The 20,285-nt window shown below is 64.3% G+C and carries 19 protein-coding genes; 3 read left to right on the top strand and 16 right to left on the bottom strand.

What is annotated here, in order from left to right; all coding sequences use genetic code 11:
• Positions 1-189, top strand: a 189-nt coding sequence (locus tag WJW29_RS07575) for a transposase (protein ID WP_143685130.1), incomplete at its 5' end; no start/stop codon positions are given.
• A 95-nt stretch (positions 190-284) separates the two neighbouring features.
• Here WJW29_RS07575 and WJW29_RS07570 read toward each other — a convergent pair.
• Both WJW29_RS07570 and rlmD read right to left on the bottom strand, forming a co-directional pair.
• Positions 285-782, bottom strand: a complete 498-nt coding sequence (locus tag WJW29_RS07570; protein WP_011258607.1) for a CYTH domain-containing protein — start codon at positions 780-782, stop codon at positions 285-287.
• Between the two features lie 174 nt (positions 783-956).
• Entirely contained in the window at positions 957-2,291 is a 1,335-nt protein-coding gene (rlmD, locus tag WJW29_RS07565; protein WP_041182079.1) for a 23S rRNA (uracil(1939)-C(5))-methyltransferase RlmD, read from the bottom strand.
• Between the two features lie 158 nt (positions 2,292-2,449).
• On the opposite strand from rlmD, the gene WJW29_RS07560 reads away from it, so the two are divergent.
• Positions 2,450-3,172, top strand: coding sequence for a response regulator (locus WJW29_RS07560; RefSeq protein WP_011258605.1), 723 nt, complete (start codon positions 2,450-2,452; stop codon positions 3,170-3,172).
• Between the two features lie 148 nt (positions 3,173-3,320).
• Here the strand turns inward: WJW29_RS07560 and recO are convergent, their stop codons facing one another.
• From recO to rpoE, 9 genes are all read right to left on the bottom strand, one after another.
• Complete coding sequence (gene recO, locus WJW29_RS07555) at positions 3,321-4,043, bottom strand: DNA repair protein RecO (RefSeq protein ID WP_011258604.1); 723 nt, start codon at positions 4,041-4,043, stop codon at positions 3,321-3,323.
• Between the two features lie 223 nt (positions 4,044-4,266).
• The gene (gene era / locus WJW29_RS07550) at positions 4,267-5,166 is read right to left on the bottom strand and encodes a GTPase Era (RefSeq protein WP_011258603.1); all 900 of its coding nucleotides are present in this window, start codon (positions 5,164-5,166) and stop codon (positions 4,267-4,269) included.
• Positions 5,163-5,843, bottom strand: a complete 681-nt coding sequence (gene rnc, locus WJW29_RS07545) for a ribonuclease III (protein WP_011258602.1) — start codon at positions 5,841-5,843, stop codon at positions 5,163-5,165. The genes era and rnc overlap by 4 nt, the downstream gene beginning before the upstream one ends.
• Positions 5,833-6,210, bottom strand: a complete 378-nt coding sequence (locus tag WJW29_RS07540) for a DUF4845 domain-containing protein (protein ID WP_011258601.1) — start codon at positions 6,208-6,210, stop codon at positions 5,833-5,835. Before WJW29_RS07540 ends, rnc begins: the two co-directional genes overlap by 11 nt.
• 30 nt (positions 6,211-6,240) lie before the next feature.
• A complete protein-coding gene (gene lepB, locus WJW29_RS07535; RefSeq protein WP_011258600.1) occupies positions 6,241-7,041 on the bottom strand; it encodes a signal peptidase I in 801 nt (266 codons plus the stop codon).
• A gap of 106 nt (positions 7,042-7,147) precedes the next feature.
• On the bottom strand, positions 7,148-8,938 hold the full coding sequence (gene lepA, locus WJW29_RS07530) for a translation elongation factor 4 (RefSeq protein WP_041182078.1): 1,791 nt from the start codon (positions 8,936-8,938) through the stop codon (positions 7,148-7,150).
• Positions 8,939-9,118: 180 nt separating this feature from the next.
• Complete coding sequence (locus WJW29_RS07525) at positions 9,119-10,705, bottom strand: DegQ family serine endoprotease (RefSeq protein WP_011408249.1); 1,587 nt, start codon at positions 10,703-10,705, stop codon at positions 9,119-9,121.
• Between the two features lie 109 nt (positions 10,706-10,814).
• Positions 10,815-11,714, bottom strand: a complete 900-nt coding sequence (locus WJW29_RS07520; protein WP_011258597.1) for a sigma-E factor negative regulatory protein — start codon at positions 11,712-11,714, stop codon at positions 10,815-10,817.
• Positions 11,711-12,331 (bottom strand): RNA polymerase sigma factor RpoE, encoded by a 621-nt coding sequence (gene rpoE, locus WJW29_RS07515; protein ID WP_041182077.1) that lies wholly within the window; start codon positions 12,329-12,331, stop codon positions 11,711-11,713. The genes WJW29_RS07520 and rpoE overlap by 4 nt, the downstream gene beginning before the upstream one ends.
• Positions 12,332-12,567: 236 nt before the next feature.
• Here rpoE and WJW29_RS07510 point away from each other — a divergent pair, with 236 nt between their 5' ends.
• Positions 12,568-14,649 carry a 3-hydroxyacyl-CoA dehydrogenase NAD-binding domain-containing protein gene (locus WJW29_RS07510; RefSeq protein ID WP_011258595.1) on the top strand — a complete coding sequence of 694 codons (2,082 nt, stop codon included), beginning with the start codon at positions 12,568-12,570 and terminating at the stop codon, positions 14,647-14,649.
• A 216-nt stretch (positions 14,650-14,865) separates the two neighbouring features.
• Here the strand turns inward: WJW29_RS07510 and WJW29_RS07505 are convergent, their stop codons facing one another.
• The 5 genes from WJW29_RS07505 to WJW29_RS07485 all read right to left on the bottom strand — a co-directional run bounded on the left by WJW29_RS07505 (position 14,866) and on the right by WJW29_RS07485 (position 20,279).
• Complete coding sequence (locus WJW29_RS07505; RefSeq protein WP_011408247.1) at positions 14,866-15,831, bottom strand: cation diffusion facilitator family transporter; 966 nt, start codon at positions 15,829-15,831, stop codon at positions 14,866-14,868.
• Positions 15,832-16,069: 238 nt separating this feature from the next.
• Positions 16,070-16,972: a 3-hydroxyisobutyrate dehydrogenase gene (gene mmsB / locus WJW29_RS07500; protein ID WP_027703337.1), complete on the bottom strand. Its 903-nt coding sequence runs from the start codon at positions 16,970-16,972 to the stop codon at positions 16,070-16,072.
• 159 nt (positions 16,973-17,131) lie between these two features.
• Positions 17,132-18,304 carry an enoyl-CoA hydratase/isomerase family protein gene (locus tag WJW29_RS07495; RefSeq protein ID WP_011258592.1) on the bottom strand — a complete coding sequence of 391 codons (1,173 nt, stop codon included), beginning with the start codon at positions 18,302-18,304 and terminating at the stop codon, positions 17,132-17,134.
• On the bottom strand, positions 18,304-19,101 hold the full coding sequence (locus tag WJW29_RS07490) for an enoyl-CoA hydratase (RefSeq protein ID WP_011258591.1): 798 nt from the start codon (positions 19,099-19,101) through the stop codon (positions 18,304-18,306). Before WJW29_RS07490 ends, WJW29_RS07495 begins: the two co-directional genes overlap by 1 nt.
• Positions 19,098-20,279: an acyl-CoA dehydrogenase family protein gene (locus tag WJW29_RS07485; protein ID WP_041182076.1), complete on the bottom strand. Its 1,182-nt coding sequence runs from the start codon at positions 20,277-20,279 to the stop codon at positions 19,098-19,100. The genes WJW29_RS07490 and WJW29_RS07485 overlap by 4 nt, the downstream gene beginning before the upstream one ends.
• Positions 20,280-20,285: the final 6 nt, after the last annotated feature.

The following is a 20,285-nucleotide window of genomic DNA, read 5'->3' as shown; positions in this document are numbered from 1 at the left end:
GGCATCGTCGCCTGGGCGCAGACCCGTCAGACCAACGGCTTCCTTGAAGCCATCAATGGCCTGTTCCAGTCCGCCAAGCGCAGAGCTCGCGGCTTCAAACGCCTGTCCACCATCAAGACCGTCATCTTCCTGATTGCCGGCAAGCTGGACTTCCAAACGTTCAACCCGCATGCCCGGCAACCCACTTGAAATTCAAGAGAGCCGCTTTTACCAATCCCACATCGCAAATCAGCTCTGCGAAGCACCGAGCCGCAGCTCCGCTTTTACGAATCCCAAATCCCGAATCACGCCTCCCCGCCCCATTGCTTAAACGGATGCGAGGCCAGCGCCAGGTTGTAATAACGCACGTCGTCGGTGACCTCGGTCCCGATCCACTCGGGCATAGCAAACGTTTCGTCAGCGTGTTCGAGTTCGATCTCAGCGACCACCAGCCCGGCGTTGTCACCGAGGAATTCATCCACTTCCCATACGTGGCCTTGGTAGGCAACCAGGTGCCGGCGTTTGTCGATCAAACCGCCTACGCACAGCGCCAGCAATGCGCGGGCATCGGCAAGCGGAATCGGATATTCGAACTCCTGCCGCGTACGTCCTATCTCGCGCGATTTCAGATTGAGAAATGCGCTTTCGCCCTGAATCCGCACCCGCACCGATGCATTCTGCGTGCCATTGCGCAGTGCCGCCTGGTCATTGATGTAGCCTTGCGCCATCGGCACCACTGCATGCGCGGCGTTGCGCCAACCGTCGCCGGCGACCAGGAATTTGCGTTCGATTTCTGTGGGCATGGGATTCGCGATTCGGCGTGGGGATTTGTTGAAGCGGAGCTACTGGCGGATGACGTCAACACGTCTCAATCCACGGAGCGCGTTTTGAAGTCGGATTCAAGAACGCGCGTCGCGACAGCGGCGATTGGAAGGCAACGGGTGCGCTCTTGCGAATCCCCAATACCGAAACCCCAATCACCGCCTCTCGAACACCGCAATGCTTTCCACGTGGGCGGTATGCGGGAACATGTCCATCGCGCCAGCCGAGACCAGCGTGAAGCCTTGCTCGTTGACCAGGTAGCCGGCGTCGCGCGCGAGCGAGCCTGGATGGCAGCTTACGTAGACGATGCGCTCGAACGTCTTCAGCGGTAACTGCTGCAGCACTTCCAGGGCGCCGGAGCGTGGCGGGTCCAGCAACAGCTTGTCGAAGCCCTGGCGCATCCAGGCGGCGTTGCGCTGATCCTGGGTCAGGTCGGCGGCGTAGAACTGCGCATTGTCCAGACCATTGCGCTGGGCATTGTCTTTGGCCCGCGCCACCAGCCCGGCATCGCCTTCCACGCCCACGACCTCGCGCACCACGCGCGCCAACGGCAGGGTGAAATTGCCCAGGCCACAGAACAGGTCAAGCACACGGTCGTCGGGCTTGGCATCCAGCAGCGCCAGCGCGTGCACGATCATCTTTTGATTGAGCGAGGCGTTGACCTGGATGAAGTCCAGCGGCCGGAACGCCAGGTCCACATCCCATTGCGGCAAACGGAACGACAAAGGCACTTCCTGCGGCCACAGCGGATGCACGCTGTCCACGCCGCCAGGCTGCAGGAAGATCGCAAACCCGTGCTCCTGCGCAAATGCGATCCAGGCCTGTTGGTCGCGCGCGCTGAGCGGCTGCATATGCCGAATGGTCAATGCCACCGCATCGTCGCCGGCAATGAATTCGATCTGCGGAATGTCGCGCTTGCCGTCCATGCCTTCGACCAGCGCGGCCAGCAACGGGATATTCTCGCCGATCTGCGGGATCACCGTGTAGCAGACGGACAAATCGGCCACGAACCGCGGGTCGAGCTCGCGAAAGCCAACCAGGGTCTTGGCCTTCTTCTCCACGCGGCGCACCGAGAACCGGCCCTTGCGCCGATAGCCCCAGTTGTCGCCGCTCAGCGCAGGCAGCACGGCCTGCGGGGTGACATGACCGATGCGCTCAAGGTTATCCATCAGCACGCGCTGCTTGGCCACGATCTGCTGCGATTCCTCAAGATGCTGCAACACGCAACCGGCGCAAACGCCGAAATGCGGACAGCGCGGGGCGACGCGCTGCGGGGATGCCTCCAGCACCTCCACTGTCTTGGCCTCATCGAAATGGCGACTGCGGGCGGTGGGTTCGGCACGCACCAACTCGCCCGGCAAGGCGCCGCTGATGAAGGTGACCTTGCCGCCCTCGCCGTCGCGACGCGCCACTCCGCGGCCGTCATGGCTCAGGTCGGTGATCGCGGTCTGGAAGGGGGTACGGTCGAAACGGTTTCTGGTTCTGGCCACGTGGCGACAAGCTGCGGGCAAAAAGGGGGGGTATTGTCGCAGATGCGATCGACGGAGGCCGCGCTGGGCAGCGCAACAATTGTCGCGCCTAGCAAACCCAGGCAAACTGCCGCTGGAGGCGGCGAATCAGGACGCGGCATCGCTGACAAGGAGGCAGCATGAACATGGCCACATGCCCGGAATCCCATCCACGTCTATTGCTGGTGGAAGACGACCCGATCAGCCGCGGATTCTTGCAGGCTGTGTTGGAAGGTCTCCCGGCCACGGTGGACTGTGCTGACTCCCTTTCTTCTGCCCTCGACTGCGCACGCGAACGTCGCCACGATCTCTGGTTGATCGACGTCAATCTTCCCGATGGCACCGGCAGCGGGCTGCTGTGTGCGTTGCGCCTGCTGCACCCGGACGTGCCGGCACTGGCGCACACCGCCGACACCAGCACGGCGATGCAGAGCGGCCTGCAGTCCGACGGGTTTCTGGAAATGCTGATCAAACCGCTGACCTCCGAACGCCTGTTGCAGGCCGTGCGACGTGGCCTGGCCCGCGGCCGCTACGGCGTGGCCCCGGTGGGCGTGCTGGACATCGCCGCCAGCGACTGGGACGAAGCGGCGGCGCTCAGTGCGCTCAACGGCCAGCAACATCATCTCAATGCCCTGCGCGAGCTATTCCTGGCCGAATTGCCGGGCACTCGGGATGCGGTGGATTCGGCCCTGCAGATCAGCGACGAACAGGCATTACGCAACCATCTGCATCGGCTACAGGCCAGCTGCGGTTTTGTCGGCGCAGCGCGGCTTGCCGGTGCTGTGCGCCTGCTAAGCGGCGACCCGCAATCGCGGAGCGCGCGGACCCAATTCCATGCGGCGGTGGCTGCGTTGCTGCATTGAGAGCGCGTGCGAGGCCGATCTGCTTTCAAGCTCGGCGCAGCGTTCGATGTAGTGCAGCCTTCCGGATTGAGATGCGCGCGGCTAGTAGCGCTGAAAGCACTGCCGCACTGACTGCTGCAGGAGCGCGCACACACCAGGGCTGGCCCGATCAACGACGCCGTGCCAGATCCTCAAGCATTTCCCAGGATTTCAAGCCGCGCCCACCCAGATGATGCAGCAGCACACTGCGCATGCTGCGCCGCAGACCAGGCATATCCTCTGCGGCTGGCATGACGTCCTCACCCAGTGCCAGCAGCGCCGCACCGGTGACGGTTTCGCGGCGATCCTGCGCCAGCCGCTCGCTTAACACACGCAAGGCGCCTTCCTCCGGATCCAGCCGATACCGCGCTGCCGGGTCGATCGGTTGCCCGTCGCTGTCGTGCTGCAGATCGAAGGCAAACCCCAGCCCTTCCAGCACGTCGCGCTCGAACCGACGCAACCCCCATGCCAATGGAAGATCGGCTGCCAGGTGCGTCCGCGCCTGCGTATAACAGGCATAGAGTTCGGGCACCGGATCGTTGCGCGGTGCCAAGCGCAGCAACAATTCGCTGATATAGAAACCGGCCAGCATGGTGTCGCCGACTAGCCGAGGCGCAGTATCCAGCGCTTCAGCCTGACGCAGTTGTGCCAGCTCGCCGCGCTGCACGGCGCTGAACTGAATCAACTGCAATGGCTGCAAGGCAGCACGCAAGGCCTGCTTGCGCGGCCCATGGACTCCGCGCGCCAACAGCCCCACCCGCCCGTGCTGCTCGGTCAATACCTCCACCAGCAGGCTGGTCTCGCGCCAGGCCCGCACGTGCAGGACGAACCCGCGTTCGTGCTCGATCAGCATGCGCGGAGAAGGTGAGATTGGGGATCAGAGACCGGAAACCCTTGAAAATAGAAGGATCGGCCGCCAAATGGCGACGCGGCACGGCAACGGGGAGCCGAGCCGATACCGTCATCGCAACATGCAGATGGGGCGAATGCAGGAAAACGCCTCTTCGGCAGCGCACCGGTCGAATGCTTGACCTGGCTTTTCCCGGGTCCCGGGTCCCCGGTTCCCGATCCTGGCGTCATTCGTAGCCGAACGCCTTCAGCGCAGCCTCGTCGTCCGACCAGCCCTCGCGCACGCGTACCCAGGTTTCGAGGAAGACCTTGGCACCGAACAGGCGCTCCATTTGCAGACGCGCCTTGCCGCCGATTTCCTTCAGGCGGGTGCCGCCCTTGCCAATCACGATCGCCTTCTGGCCTTCGCGTTCGACCCAGATGACCGCTCCGATCCGCAGCAGCGCGCCATCTTCGGCGAAGCGCTCGATCTCAACGGTGGTGGCATACGGCAGTTCTTCGCCGAGCTGACGCATCAGCTGCTCGCGCACCAACTCGCCGGCCAGGAAGCGCTGGCTGCGATCGGTGATCTCGTCTTCGCCAAACATGGCCTCGGCTTCGGGTACCAGCTTGAGCAGATCGCCGACCAACGCTTCCAGGCCCTTGCGCTTGAGGGCGGATACCGGATGCACGGCCGCGAAGGTACGTCCCTCGCTGACCTGGGCCAGGAACGGCAACAGCGCGGTCTTGTCCTTGAGGCGGTCAACCTTGTTGACCACCAGCACCACCGGCACCTCGGCGTCGCTGAGCACGCGAAACGCCAGGGTATCTTCCTCGTCCCAGCGGCCGGCTTCGATCACCAGCACTGCCGCGTCCACGCCTTCGAGCGAGCCACGCGCAGCGCGATTCATCACCCGGTTCATTGCGCGCTTCTGCTCGCGGTGCAGGCCTGGGGTATCGACCAGCACCAATTGCCCTTCCGGGAAGGTCGCGATGCCCAGCAACCGATGGCGCGTGGTCTGGGGCCGGTTGGAGACGATGCTGACCTTCGCGCCGACCAGGGCATTGGTCAGGGTGGACTTGCCGACGTTGGGCCGGCCGATCACGGCAACGCTACCGCTGCGGTGGGGGGACGAGGTTACGCTCACATTCTTGAATCCAGTTGTGCGATGACAAGAGTCGCCGCCTGTTGCTCGGCAAGACGACGCGAGGTGCCCTGGCCCTCGGCGCGGGCGACGGGCTGCTCCAGAATGCAGGCGACATGGAACTGCTTGGCATGCTCATCGCCGCTCTCACTGATCAGAGCGTAATTGGGCAGCGGCAGCTGGCGCGCCTGCAGCCATTCCTGCAGCCGGGTCTTGGGATCTTTTTCTGCCTTGCCAACCGGCAATGCCGCCAGCGAGGCTTCGAACCACGGCAGCACCACCGCACGGCAACGCTCGAAACCGCAGTCCAGGTAGATGGCCGCGACAATCGCTTCGACAGCATCGGCCAGGATCGAATCGCGCCGATGACCACCGGACTTCAACTCACCTGGACCCAGCGTGAGGCGCTCGCCGAGGTTCAACGTACGTCCGATCACTGCCAGCGCGCCTTCGCGTACGAGTTCGGCCCGCGCGCGGGTCAATGCGCCTTCATCGGCCTTGGGCCAACGTTGATACAGCGCCTCGGCGACCAGCAGATTGACGATGCCGTCGCCGAGAAATTCCAGCCGCTCGTTGTGCGGCGTCCCGGCGCTGCGATGCCGCAGCGCCTGGGCGAGCAGATCCGGATCGGCAAATGCATGCCCGATCGGATCACCGCGTTGGAAGATTCTATTCGACACCGCGCTTCGTCAAATCCTGTGCCGTATCGAACTTGCCAACCACATCCAGATTGCCAACCAGCTCGCGGCGGACTTCGTAGTTGACTTTCATCCGCCAGCCGCTTTCGATCCGCTCGAACTTGACGTCTCCTTTTTTGACGTTTTCTGAGTAGTTAATGTACAGGCGACGAAAGAACAGGTCCTGCAACTTGGACGGATCCATGTTGGCACTCCCCGGCTCATTGGCTAGGCCCTTCATCGCCGCGCGCACGGAGTAATACTCCTGATACATCGGAAACAGCTTCATCCCGATGTACAGACCGAACCCCACCACCGCCACCACCACCACGAACGACATCAACGTCATACCGCTTTGCTTGCGCTTCATTGTGCTTCCCCTGGCACGCCGTGCCTACATTTACTGGATTCCAGTCCCGATCCGCGATGGATCGAAACTCCCCTTGCAGAACCACCCTTCGCAATTGAGCCAGATCAGGAACGCCTTGCCGCGCAGATTGGCTTCCGGCAGAAAGTGCGTCTGGGTCCAAAACCGACTGTCCTCGCTGTTGTCGCGATTATCCCCCATCACGAAATAGCTGTCCGCCGGCACGGTCCAGTCGCCCTGCCCGGCCGGCATATTGCGGTCCAGCCACTCCAGCACGGTATGCGTGCGGCCCGGTAGATACTCGACCAGCAGCGTGGTGCCGGTCATTTCAGCGCCCTTGCCATTGCCGATGTACTCGCCTTTGACCGTGTAATGCATCGGCTTGTCGTTGATGTACAGGGTATCGCCATGGAAGCCGATCTTGTCGCCCGGCAGGCCCACCACGCGCTTGATCCAGTTCTGGTCCGGCGCATGCGGCGGCTTGAACACCACCACATCGCCACGCTTTGGCTCGCCGGTGGGAATGAACTTGGTATTGGTGATCGGCAGACGGAAACCGTAGGCGAACTTGTTGACCAGGATGAAATCGCCGATCAATAGATTGGGCATCATCGAACTGGACGGAATCTTGTACGGCTCGGCCACGAAGCTGCGCAGGATCAGCACCACCGCCAGCACGGGAAAAAAGGCGCGCGAGTAATCGATGATCGCCGGCTCGCTGTCCAGCAGACCAGCACGCGCGGCACGGTGCTTGGCCAAAAACAGCTTGTCCAGCAGCCAGATGAAGCCACTGCCGAGCGTTAGGACAACCAGGATGATTTCAAACCATTTCATTGATGCTCCTTCGGAACGGGATTCGAAATTTGAGATTCGGGATTAGTTAAGAGCAAGAGGATGGGCAAGCCGTTGCCAATCACGAATGACGAATCCCGAATCCCTGCTACTTGTCCATCTGCAAGACAGCCAGGAAGGCTTCCTGCGGAATCTCCACGCGACCGACCTGCTTCATGCGCTTCTTGCCTTCTTTCTGCTTTTCCAGCAGCTTTTTCTTGCGCGAAACGTCGCCACCATAGCACTTGGCCAACACGTTCTTGCGCATCGCCTTGACCGTGGAGCGCGAGATGATTTGCGAGCCGACCGCGGCCTGGATCGCCACGTCGAACATCTGCCGTGGAATCAGGTCTTTCATCTTTTCGCACAACTCGCGGCCACGGCGGTCGGCGTAGCTGCGGTGCACGATGATGCTCAGCGCATCGACCTTGTCGCCGTTGATCAGCGTGTCCACGCGCACGAACGGGCCCGGGTCGAAACGCAGGAAGTGATAGTCCAGCGAGGCGTAACCGCGCGAGACCGACTTGAGCTTGTCGAAGAAATCCAGCACTACTTCGGCCATCGGCAATTCGTAGCTGATCTGCACCTGACTGCCCAGGTAGTTGATGCCGATCTGGCTGCCGCGCTTTTCTTCGCACAAGGTGATGATGTTGCCGACGTAATCGGGCGGCGTGAGGATATTGGCGCGAATGATCGGTTCGCGGATTTCTTCGACGTTGTTGAGCGGCGGCAGCTTGGACGGGTTGTCCATCGGGATCACGCTGCCGTCGGTCTTGAGCACCTCGTAAACCACCGTGGGCGCGGTCGAGATCAGGTTGAGGTTGTACTCGCGCTCCAGGCGTTCCTGCACGATTTCCATGTGCAGCATGCCGAGGAAGCCGCAGCGGAAGCCGAAACCCATCGCTTCGGAGCTTTCCGGCTCGAAGCGCAGTGCGGCATCGTTCAAACGCAGCTTGTCCAGCGCTTCGCGCAGGTCCGGGTAATCCTCGGCATCGACCGGAAACAGGCCGGCGAACACACGCGGCTGCATTTCCTGGAAACCGGGCAATGCGTGCGGCGCCGGGTCGGCCGCCAGGGTCAGCGTGTCGCCGACCGGTGCGCCGTGCACGTCCTTGATCGAGGCGTTGATCCAGCCCACCTCGCCAGCGCCCAGCGCAGACAGCTCCTTGCGCTTGGGCGTGAACACGCCGACCTTGTCGACCAGATGCGTGCGGCCGGTGGACATCACCAGGATTTTGCTGCCCGGCTTGATCTCGCCTTGCATCACGCGTACCAGCGAGACCACGCCCAGGTAGTTGTCGAACCAGGAATCGATGATCAGCGCCTGCAGCTTGTCGGTGTCGCGCGGGGCCGGCGGCGGGATGCGATGCACGATCGCCTCCAGCACCAGATCGATGTTCAACCCGGTCTTGGCGCTCACCGCCACCGCATCTTCGGCATCGATGCCGATCACCGCTTCGATCTCGGCCTTGGCGCGGTCGACATCGGCGGTGGGCAGGTCGATCTTGTTGAGCACCGGCACCACTTCCAGGCCCTGCTCCACTGCCGTGTAGCAGTTGGCCACCGACTGCGCTTCCACGCCCTGCGCCGCATCCACCACCAGCAGCGCGCCCTCGCAGGCGGCCAGCGAGCGGCTGACTTCGTAGGAGAAGTCGACGTGCCCGGGGGTGTCGATGAAGTTCAGATGGTAGACCTGCCCATCCTTTGCCGTGTAAGGCAAGGACACCGACTGCGCCTTGATGGTGATGCCGCGTTCGCGCTCGATCGGGTTGGAGTCGAGCACCTGGGCCTCCATCTCGCGCGCCTGCAGGCCGCCGCACAGCTGGATGATCCGGTCGGCAAGGGTGGATTTGCCGTGGTCGACGTGGGCAATGATGGAAAAATTGCGGATATTCCGCATTGAATCAGAGGACATTGAGGTGGGCGCCGGCGGTGCCGTCGTCAGGGTAACGCAGCATTATCGCATGCTGACGCAGGGGTCAGGGAGTCGGGATTGGGGATTCGAAACGGCAGCGCAAAGGCAGACACCCGCGAGCGGAGCCTGCCCTTGCCAATCCCGAATCACCAATCCCGGCTTTCCTCAGCCGCCGGCCTTCAAGGCCACGTAGCTGGTTGCCTTGCCGTCGGTGACCAGCAGCATGACCACATCTCCCTTTTTGTAGCTGGACAGGGCGCGGTTGAGCTCGGCGACGCTACCGACCTTGGTGCGGCCGACGCGGGCGATGATCAGGCCCGGCGACAGCGGCGGCTGGGTGCTGCGCGCCGCCGCGCCAGTGACCGAGGCGATGCGCACGCCCTCCCCCGCCTCCAGACCCAGACGACTGCGTTCGGCAGCGGTCAGATCGGCGACCTGCAGGCCGAGCAATTCCACGCTGGCCGGGGCGCTGGGCTTGGCCTCATCGGCCGCGGTGCGCGGCGCGGCGTTCTCGCTGCCACCCTGGAGCGGTGCGAGGGTGACCGTCACCTTGCGCGGTTTGCCGTCGCGCAAGACATCAAGAGTGACCTTGGAACCCGGCGCCATCAGCCCGATCATCGGCGGCAGATCGCTGGCGACGTCGATCGGCTTGCCGTTGACCGCGCGGATCACATCGCCCACTTCGACACCGGCCTTGCCCGCCGGGCTGCCGGCCGGAATATCGTTCACCAAGGCACCACGGCTGTCCGGCAAGCCCAGGCCCTGGGCCTTGAGCGAGTCGATCGGGCCGACCTGCACACCCAGCATGCCGCGACTCACATGGCCAGTGGCCTTGATCTGCTCGGCGGCACTGAAGGCCAGGTCGATCGGGATCGCAAAGCTAATGCCCATGTAGCCGCCCGACGCGGAGAAGATCTGCGAGTTGATGCCGACCACTTCGCCGCGCGTATTGAGCAGCGGGCCGCCGGAATTACCCTGGTTGATCGCCACGTCGGTCTGGATGAAGGGCACGTAGCGCTGATCCGCATACGGATTGCTGCGGCCGGTGGCACTGACGATGCCGGCGGTGACCGAGTGGTCCAGGCCGAACGGCGAGCCGATCGCCACCACCCACTGGCCCGGCTTGAGCGTATTGGAATCGCCCAGGCGCACGGTCGGCAGGCCCTTGGCCTCGATCTTCAGCAGCGCCACGTCGTATTGCTCATCGCTCCCCACCACCTTGGCCTTGAACTCGCGGCGGTCGGTGAGCTTGACGGTGACTTCGCTGGCGCCATCGACCACGTGATGATTGGTCAGCACATAGCCATCGGCGGAAATGATGAAGCCTGAGCCCATCGACTTGCCGGCAATACCGCCGTCGTCATCGCCCTGCCCCGGACCACCCGGCCCCTGGCGTGGCCCACCCGGCATCTGGAAATCCGGACCGAAGAAGCGGCGGAAGAATTCCGGCATCTGATCGTCATCGGGCATTGCGCCACCGCCGCGACCACCCGGGCCACTGCGCTGCTGACGCGCCATGGCGTCCTTGCGGGTGATGGTGGTTTCGACATTGACCACGCCCGGGCCGACCTGCTCGACCAGATTGGTGAAGTCCGGCAGCCCCGCCACCAGCTGTGGCGCTGGCGTGGCACTGCGGTTGGCGGCAATCGGTGCGACGTCCTTGGCAGCGGGCGCGGGCTGCTGCGCGCAGGCGGCCAGCGGCAGGGTCATGGCGATCAGGCCGAACATCTGGGTGCGGATGCGATGGTTCATCAGGTTGCCTCCGATGGCAGGGCGACAAGGGGCCAAACCCGCGTAGCAACACGGGTCCAGCACGATAACGGGAAAGGAGAAGGCCGACAGATGAAGGCCGACGACCGAATCAGTTCTGCGGGAGCTGCACCGGCAATGGCCGGTTCGGCGCTGGGCTGGCGACCGTCTGTGGCGCCGGCTCAAACGGATAGAACGCCGTGCCGGGGCTGCTCTGGCGAAAACTGGCATTCAGCGGACTCTCGCTCGCCCCGGACAAGGCCGCGCGCGGCCACGGGCGTGCCTGCAGCGTAGCGTCCGGATGCGTGAACGGGTTGGACGGCGCAGCCGCAACGGCGGATGACGCGGCCACTGGTGCCGGTACCGGTGCTGCCGCAGCCACCATGCGCGTCGGCACCTGCTGCTGACGCGCAGCCGCACTGCGTGCGACCTGCTGATTGCGCGTGGCTGCACCGCGGCGAGTGGATGCCAGCGCAGCGGCAGGCACGGCCGCAGCGAGCGCACCCACTTCGTCGGGCGTTTCCGGAACCGACGCCGCCGGCGCCTTCGGTGCCACGGGTACCTGCGGCGTCCGCGATGCGGGCGGAAGCTGCGCCGCGCTGGCGTACACAGGTGTTTGGGCTCCGCGCGCTGCCGTTTCGGGCAGGCGCTCGCGCGCCATGAACAAGGCAATCGCCGCGACCGATGCCGCAATCGCCGCGCCGCCCCTCCACCGCCAGCGTGCGCCCGAGCGGGCCGCAGGCTGCGCTCGCGGTGCCGGCTCCTCCGCAATGGCACTGCGCACACGCGCCGCGAAATCCAGCGGTGCCGGCGCACTGGCAGCACCGCGCAGCACATCGCCGCACAACTGCCAGCGTTCGTGGCAGCCGGCTAATTCTTCGTCGTGGGCCAGACGGCGCAGCAGGAAGCGCGACGCGTCGGCACTCAATTCGCCGTCGACCAACGCAGACAGCTGCTGGCGATAGTGAAGCTCGAACTTGTCGGTGGTGGACATGTCGGTGTTATGGCTCATACACGGTATCGCTCACGGGTAGCGCTCTCGGTCTCCAGCAGAGGCCGCAGCTTGATGTCGATGGCCTCACGCGCCCGGAAGATGCGCGAGCGCACCGTTCCGATCGGGCAATCCATCTTTCGCGCGATGTCCTCATAGCTCAGCCCTTCCACCTCGCGCAGGGTGATGGCCGATCGAAGTTCTTCCGGCAGTGCTTGGACCGCGCGCATCACCGTTTGTTCCAGCTCCTGTCGCATCAATTCGCGCTCCGGGGTGTCGGTGTCGCGCAACCGGGTCGCTCCATCGAAGTGTTCGGCATCGCTGATCTCGATGTCGTCGCTGGGCGGGCGGTGGTTATGCGCAACCAGATGGTTCTTGGCAGTGTTGACGGCAATGCGGTGCAGCCACGTATAGAACTGGGCGTCGCCACGAAAACTGTTGATCGCGCGGTACGCCCGCACAAACGTGTCCTGGGCAACGTCCTGGCATTCGCTCCAGTCGGCGATGTAGCGCCCGATCAACGCAACGATCCGATGCTGGTATTTGCGCACCAGCACATCGAACGCCGCGCTTTCGCCGCGCTGCACGCGCCGGACCAGTTCCAGGTCCAGCTCCTGAGGTGTATCGACTTCGGCCATGTCGGGCCGCACTCCTGTCAGCCCACCGAAGTCGGGCAATGAGACCGCCATTGAAAAGAAAAGTTCATACCGATCCGTACGACCGTCACGCATCAGGGTAGCGGCCCCGATGCACCGCTGGCGACGCTGCACGCAAAGCCCGCATCTGCCCGGTCGACAGATATAGGTATTTGACGTGAAGGAAACAGCCTCTGGATGATAACGATTTTTCCATCTATTGCCGGACGGCCAGACGCATGCTTCCAGGTTTCGACGGGCTCCGATTCAGCCATTGGCAGGCCGAGCTGCGCGAGGACGGCGTGGTCGTGCTCAGCCTCGATCGCCAGGACGCACCGGTCAACGCATTTTCCCAGGAGGTGCTGCTGGAGTTGGGCGCACTGGTCGAGCGCCTGGCACTGGAGCCGCCCAAGGGCGTGGTGCTGCGCTCGGGCAAAGCCAACGGTTTCATCGCCGGTGCCGATCTGAAAGAATTTCAGCAATTCGACCACAAGGGCACGGTCAACGATGCGATTCATCGCGGGCAGCAGGTCTTTCAGAAGCTGGCCGAACTGCCCTGCCCGACCGTTGCGGCGATTCATGGCTTCTGCATGGGCGGCGGCACCGAAATCGCGCTGGCATGCCGCTACCGCGTGGCCTCCGACGATGGCAGTACGCGCGTCGGGTTGCCGGAAACCAAGCTCGGCATCTTCCCCGGCTGGGGCGGCAGCGCCCGCTTGCCGCGCCTGATCGGTGCGCCGGCGGCGATGGACCTGATGCTCAGCGGCCGCACCGTGTCGGCCAAGGCTGCGCGCGCAATCGGTCTGGTCGACAAGGTCGCCGCACCTGCGGTGCTGGTCGATGCGGCTGCGGCACTGGCGCTCGCGGGTACGACGCGTCCGTTCCAGCAGCGCGCCACTGCGTGGGCCACCAACACCTTGCTGGCGCGCAAAATACTGGCGCCGCAGATGCGCAAGCAAGTGGCCCGCAAGGCGCGCAAGGAGCATTACCCTGCGCCATACGCGTTGATCACGGTGTGGGAGCGGGCTGGCGGCAGCGGCATCCAGGCCCGCCTGGCGGCCGAGCGCAAGGCAGTGGTCAAGCTCGCCAGCACGCCGACCGCACGCAACCTGATCCGCATCTTCTTCCTGACCGAGCGTTTGAAGGCGCTGGGCGGCAAGGATGCAGCCGGCGCGGCAGCGACGCCGATCCGCCATGTGCACGTCATCGGCGCTGGCGTGATGGGCGGCGACATCGCGGCGTGGGCGGCCTACAAGGGCTTCGACGTCACATTGCAGGACCGCGAGCAGCGTTTTATCGAGACGGCGCTGACGCGCGGCGGCGAACTGTTCGCCAAGCGCGTCAAAGACGACGCCAAGCGGCCGGCCGTGGCCGCGCGTCTGCGCGGTGACCTGGCCGGTGCGGGTGTGACGCAGGCCGATCTGGTGATCGAGGCGATCATCGAAAACCCGCAGGCCAAGCGCGATCTGTATCAATTGATCGAGCCGCAGCTCAAGCCGGATGCATTGCTGACCACCAATACATCTTCGATTCCGCTGACCGAACTGCGTGGCCACATCCAGCGCCCGGCGCAGTTCGCCGGCCTGCACTATTTCAACCCGGTGGCGATGATGCCGCTGGTGGAAATCGTGCAGCACGATGGCCTGGATCCCGCCAACGCGGCGCGCCTGGCTGCATTCTGCAAGGCACTGGACAAGTTCCCGGTGCCGGTGGCCGGCACGCCGGGGTTCCTGGTCAACCGGGTGCTGTTCCCGTACCTGCTTGAAGCGGCCACCGCGTATGCGGAAGGCATACCCGGCCCGGTGCTGGACAAGACGGCGGTGAAATTCGGCATGCCGATGGGGCCGATCGAGTTGATCGACACCGTGGGTCTGGACGTCGCCGCCGGCGTGGGCGCGGAGTTGGCGCCGTTCCTGCACCTACCGATTCCGGCAGCGCTGATCACGGTGGAAGCCGGCAAGCGCGGCAAGAAGGACGGCCAGGGCTTGTACACGTGGGAGAATGGGCGTGCGGTCAAACCGGAGGTTGCCAGTGGCCACACCGCACCGGCAGATCTGGAAGACAGGCTGATTCTGCCGCTGCTCAACGAAGCGGTGGCGTGTCTGCACGACGGCGTGGTGGCCGACGCAGACCTGCTCGATGCCGGCGTCATCTTCGGCACCGGCTTTGCGCCCTTCCGCGGTGGCCCGATCCAGCACATCCGCAGCGTCGGCGCAGATGCGCTGCTGGAACGTTTGCAGGCGCTGCACGCACGTTATGGCGAACGTTTCGCACCGCGCCCGGGTTGGGACTCGCCGGTGTTGCGGGAGGCGGTGGTGTAAGGCCAGCCGCCAGCTATCGACAGCGTTTGATATGCAAGAAGGCTGCCGTTGGCGGCCTTCTTTTTGCGGCAGGGCGGCATCTTTTAGATGCTGGCAACCATTACTGCGCAGTCGACATCGATCTGGATATGTCGCGCCAGGGCCTCCCGCTTCCTGTTGATGGTGCAGGTCGAAACGCGCTAATTCGATGCCCCGCCGACCTGCTCCCACCAGAGGTTAATGATGGGAGTGCCCATGCGCATGACTGTGCCCATGATGCGCGTCATGGCCAGCGTCTGCAGCGGGCTTTGGTGTGCCGCAAGGCTCGGTGCCGCAGTCGCCGCTTTCCACCTGCAGGGTGACATGGACGATGTCGAAGCGGTCGTGCAGCAGGGTGGCGAGCGCGTCGCGCAGGCGGTCGCGGTCGGTTGCCTCGTTGACGACAATGTGCGCGGTGAGCGCAGGGGTGCTGGAGGCCAGCGCCCAGACGTGTAGGTCGTGCACGTCTTCGACGCCGGGATGGCTGGTGAGTGCCTGCTGCACCTGGGCCAGATCGATACCCTTGGGCACGCCCTCGAGCAACACGTTGATCGCCTCGCGCAGCAGCACCCAGGTGCGCGGCAATACCCACAGGCCGATCAGCACGGCCAGCACCGGGTCGATCCACTGCCAGCTGGTCCAGTGGATCAGCAAGGCACCGATGATCACCGCCATCGATCCGAGCATGTCGCTCCAGACCTCCAGATAGGCGCCTTTGACGTTGAGGCTTTCGCCGCTGCCGGCATGCAGCAGCTTCATTGCGATCAGATTGATCACCAGGCCGAAGCCGGCGATCAGCAGCATGCCGCCATACGCAATGTCCTGCGGGGCGCGAACGCGCTGCGCGGCCTCCCACAGGATGTAGCCGCCCACTGCGAACAGCAGCGCGCCATTGGCCAACGCGCCGAGCGCTTCGAGCCGCACATAGCCATACGTGCGACGCGCGTCAGCCGGGCGACGGCTCAAGCGCACCGCGACCAACGCGATCATCAGGCCGACGGTGTCGGTGGCCATATGGGCGGCGTCGGACAACAGCGCCAGGCTGTTGGTCACGAACGCGCCGATGATCTCTGCCAACAGGAACGTGGCGGTCAGGCCCAGCGCCCACCACAAGGGTGTTTCATGGCGAATTTCGCTGGGTGCGTGGTTGTGGTCGTGTCCCATGGAGGTCGTCGTCTCGTGCGATGCGCGCACCTTAGCCGCACGCGATGGCGGAGACTATTACACCTGCATGTGATGACATCACATCACACGCGTCATGCGGTTGGCCGGCAAAGCGCAGCAGCAGCGCTTCGGTGCGGGCGCGGTGGGTGCAGTTGATGAAGCGCACGCAAAGGTTTCAGCGCTTCTCCACCATCCGCACCGCTCAACGATGGATGCGCGACGCGACCCAGTTCGCGACTCAGACCTTGGCGACCAGCTTGACCACGCTGGAAAAATCCAGCGCCCCGTTGCCAGCCTGGCTGTTCATTGCGTACAGGTTGCGCGCCAGCTCACCGAGCGGAATCGAGACACCGGCCTGTACCGCCGACTCGGCGACCAACCCCAGATCCTTGAGCATCAAGTCGTTGCCGAAGCCACCGCTGTAGCCGCGCGATGCCGGGGCATTGGGCAGCACGCCGGGCCAGGGATTGCACACTTCGGTGGCCCAACTGCGCCCGGTGCTGACCGCCATCATCTGCGACAGCACTGCAGGGTCCAAGCCTTGCGCGACGCCGAGCGCCAGCGCTTCGCCGGTGGCGGCCATGATCACGCCCAGGGCCATGTTGTTGCAGAGCTTGGCGACCTGCCCTGCCCCGTTGTCGCCGACGTGGAAAATGTTCTTGCCCATGGCCTGCAGCACCGGACGCGCGCGCTCCAGCACCTCGGCAGCGCCGCCGACGATGAAGGTCAGGGTGCCGGCTGCAGCACCGGCGGTGCCGCCGGAGACCGGGGCGTCCAACATTGTCAGGCCACGCGCCGTGGCCGCATCGGCCACCTTGCGCGCAGACAGGGGTGCGATGGTGCTGCAGTCGATGACCAGCGCACCGTGCGGAATCTGCGCCAGGATGCCGGAGTCGCCCAGGTACAAGCCTTCGACGTGGCGGCTCGCAGGCAGCATCGAGATCACGATTTCGGCATCGGCCAGCGTGTCCTGCGCGGAGCTGGCGGCATGCGCACCGGCCGCTGTTGCAGCGTCCAGGGCAGCCGGTGCCAGATCGAATGCCCGCAGCTGATGCCCGGCCTTGATCAGATTGGCAGCCATTGGCCCGCCCATATTGCCCAGGCCGATAAACGCGATATTGCTCATGGTGTCGGTTTCCAGATCAGGACGATCTTCAACAGATTGTTTGGTTGTCACGCGCTGGCGGAGCGATCCACGCGCAGCTTCCAGTGCGACTGCAGTGTTCGGACAGAGCGAGCGCCGCGCTTATACGCACTTGCAGTGCCCATCACATTGCCAGCCACTCGGCGCGCACCGGCCTCAACTGCTGCCCAGATCGGCAAGCGGATGCTGTGCAGCCGACCAGGGCACAACGAAGAAATCGGCGGCCCACTGCGCATCGGCTGCTTCCAGCGACGCCGGTTGCCAGTGCGGTTGACGATCCTTGTCGATCAACAGCGCGCGGATGCCTTCGGCAAAATCGCCGTGTGCCGCCGCATGCAATGCGACCACGTATTCGGTACGGAAGGTGTCGGCCAGCGTCGTGGTGCCCGCATGGCGATGCAGCTCCCAGGCCAGGCGCGCAGACCCCGGAGCACCCGCGGCCAAGGTGGCACGTGCAGCCTGCAACCAGCTGTCTTCGCTTTGCAGCGCCAGAATTGCAGCGACAACGTGTTCCAGCGATTCGCCAGCCACCCACTGTTCGATCAACGGTGCGTGGATTTGTAGCGGGCCCGGCTCGGTGGGTTGCGCGATGCCATGCAGGAATGCACTGAGTTGGGTGCGGTCGTCGTCGGCATTGCCTGCCCAGGCGTGCGCACTTAGCGCATCCAGCACCGCTGCGTACTGCGCATGCTCCAGGCGCACGTCGGCGAGCCCTGCATAAACCGCATCGCTGGTATCCAGCGGCGCGCCAGTCAGCGCCAGAAACAGGCCGGCGCCCCGCGGCACACGGCGCAACAACCAACTTCCCCCCACATCCGGGAACAAGCCGACGCTGATTTCCGGCATGGCCAGGCGCGAGCGCTCGGTGACCACACGATGGCTGGCACCGGACATCAAGCCGATGCCACCGCCCATCACGATGCCGTGGCCCCAGCACAGCAGGGGCTTCGGATACGTGTGGATGCGATGGTCGAGCCGGTATTCCTCTTCGAAGAACGCCGCGGCATGCGCATTGGCCTGCGGCGCTGCGCGGCGCGCTGCACTGTCGGGCACCGCATCGCGATGCGCATGCATGCTCTGGTACAGGCCATGCAGATCGCCGCCAGCGCAGAACGCCTTTTCACCGCCGCCGCGCAACACCACACACGCGATCTGCGCATCCTCGGCCCAAGCGCGCAATTGCGCATCCAGTAGCCGCGTCATCTGCAACGACAGGCCATTGAGCGTCTTGGGCGCATTCAAGGTGGCGATACCGATGCGATGTCCATCGGCACAGGTGCGCTGCTCGAACAGCACCGGTGCGTCGCCGGTTGCGCTGACGTGCGCCATCAGTGGTTACTCCACTGCGGCGCGCGCTTCTCCAGAAATGCGGCCACGCCTTCGGCCTGATCGACGTGTTCGAATAGATCCACAAATGCTTCGCGCTCGGCAATCAGCGCGGCTGCGTGCGTGCCATGGCGCGTGGACTGCACCAGCTGCTTGCACGCCGACACGCTGATTGGGCTCTGTTTACCGGCGCGCTGCGCCCAGGCAATCGCCAAGGCGCGCGACTCGCCCTTGCCAACCACCTCTTCCACCAACCCGATGCGCTGCGCGGTGGCAGCATCAACACGCTCACCGAGCAGGATCATGCGCTTGGCCCAACCTTCGCCGACCACGCGCGGCAGATTCTGGGTACCGCCTGCACATGGCAGCAGACCAACACTGGCTTCGGGCAACGCAAGATGTGCTTGCTGCTCGGCGATGCGTAGATCGCAGGCCAATGCGCACTCCAGCCCGCCCCCCATCGCATAGCCGTTGATTGCAGCGATCGACACGCCGCGAAACGCACTCAAGGCTTCGAAAGCTTCGCCAAACCGGCGCGCGGCCTCGCGTGCGTTGGCCTTGTCGCCATCGGCGAACTGCTTGAGATCGGCACCGGCGCTGAAGAATTTCTCGCCCTCGCCGCTGATCACCAAGGCGTAGATGCTGCGATCTGCATCCAGTGCGCGCACCAAATCGCGCAGAGCCGCCAGGCTGTGCACGGTCCAGGTGTTGGCCGGTGGGTTGCTCAAGGTCACGATGGCCACGTGACCATCGCGCTCGACCTGCAGACCGGTATGGACGCCCTGTTCCCAATCGCTCATCGCAGTTCCTCCTCGCCATTGAGCAGATGACGCGCCACGATCATGCGCATCACCTCGTTGGTACCTTCCAGAATGCGGTGCACGCGGCTGTCGCGCAGCAAGCGCTCGATTGGATACTCGCGGATATAGCCGTAGCCGCCGTGGATCTGCAAGGCATCGTCGCAGATGGCAAAGCCTGCATCGGTGGCGAAGCGCTTGGCCATCGCACACCACACGGTGGCATCGTGGCTGCCGGCATCGAGCTTGCGTGCAGCGGTGTGCACCATCTGCCGCGCGGCCACCAGTTGCGTGGCCATATCGGCCAGCTTGAACTGCAGGGCCTGGAAATCGGCCAGCGTCTTACCGAACTGGCGGCGCTCGCCCATGTAGCGCCGCGCGGCATCCAGCGCGCCTTGCGCTGCGCCCAACGAACACGCGGCGATATTGATGCGTCCACCATCCAGCGCCTTCATCGCCATCTTGAAACCTTCGCCTTCCTTGCCAAGCAGGTTCTCGGCAGGAATGCGCACGTTTTCTAAGGTCACACCGCGCGTGGGCTGGCTGTTCCAGCCCATCTTTTCTTCCTTGCGGCCATAGCTGATGCCGGGGGCATCGGCCGGCACCGCGAACGCGCTGATGCCGCGTGCGCCGTCTTCGCCGGTGCGTGCCATCACCACCAGCACATCGGTCGCGCCGGCACCGGAGATGAAGGCCTTGCTGCCGTTGAGCACGTAGCTGTCGCCATCGCGCTGCGCACGGGATTTCAACGATGCTGCGTCCGAGCCGCTGCCCGGTTCGGTCAGGCAGTAGGAGCCGAGTTTGGCACCGCTGGTCATCGCCTCGCCCCACTGCGCGCGCACCGCATCGGTGCCGTAGCTGGCAATAAACCAGGTGACCATGTTGTGGATGCTGATGAAGGCCGAGGTGGATGGATCCACCGTGGCAAGCTCTTCGAACACCACCGCCGCATCGAGCCGGCGCATGCCCAGGCCGCCCACGCCGTGGTCGGTGTAAAGCCCGCAAAAGCCCAACGCTGCGGCCTTGGCGATCGCCTCGCGCGGGAAGTGACCTTCTGCGTCCCACTGCGCCGCGTGCGGGGCGAGTTCCTTATCGGCAAAATCGCGGGCGGCGGCGCGAAAGGCTTGCTGCTCTTCGTTCAAATCGGCCGCGTTGGGATAGAGCTGGATGGCTGCGTTCATGGCGAT

This window comes from Xanthomonas sp. JL1, from assembly GCF_038405005.1.
Note: the sequence above shows the minus strand (reverse complement) of the source record. Positions and strands in the feature narration are given on the sequence as shown.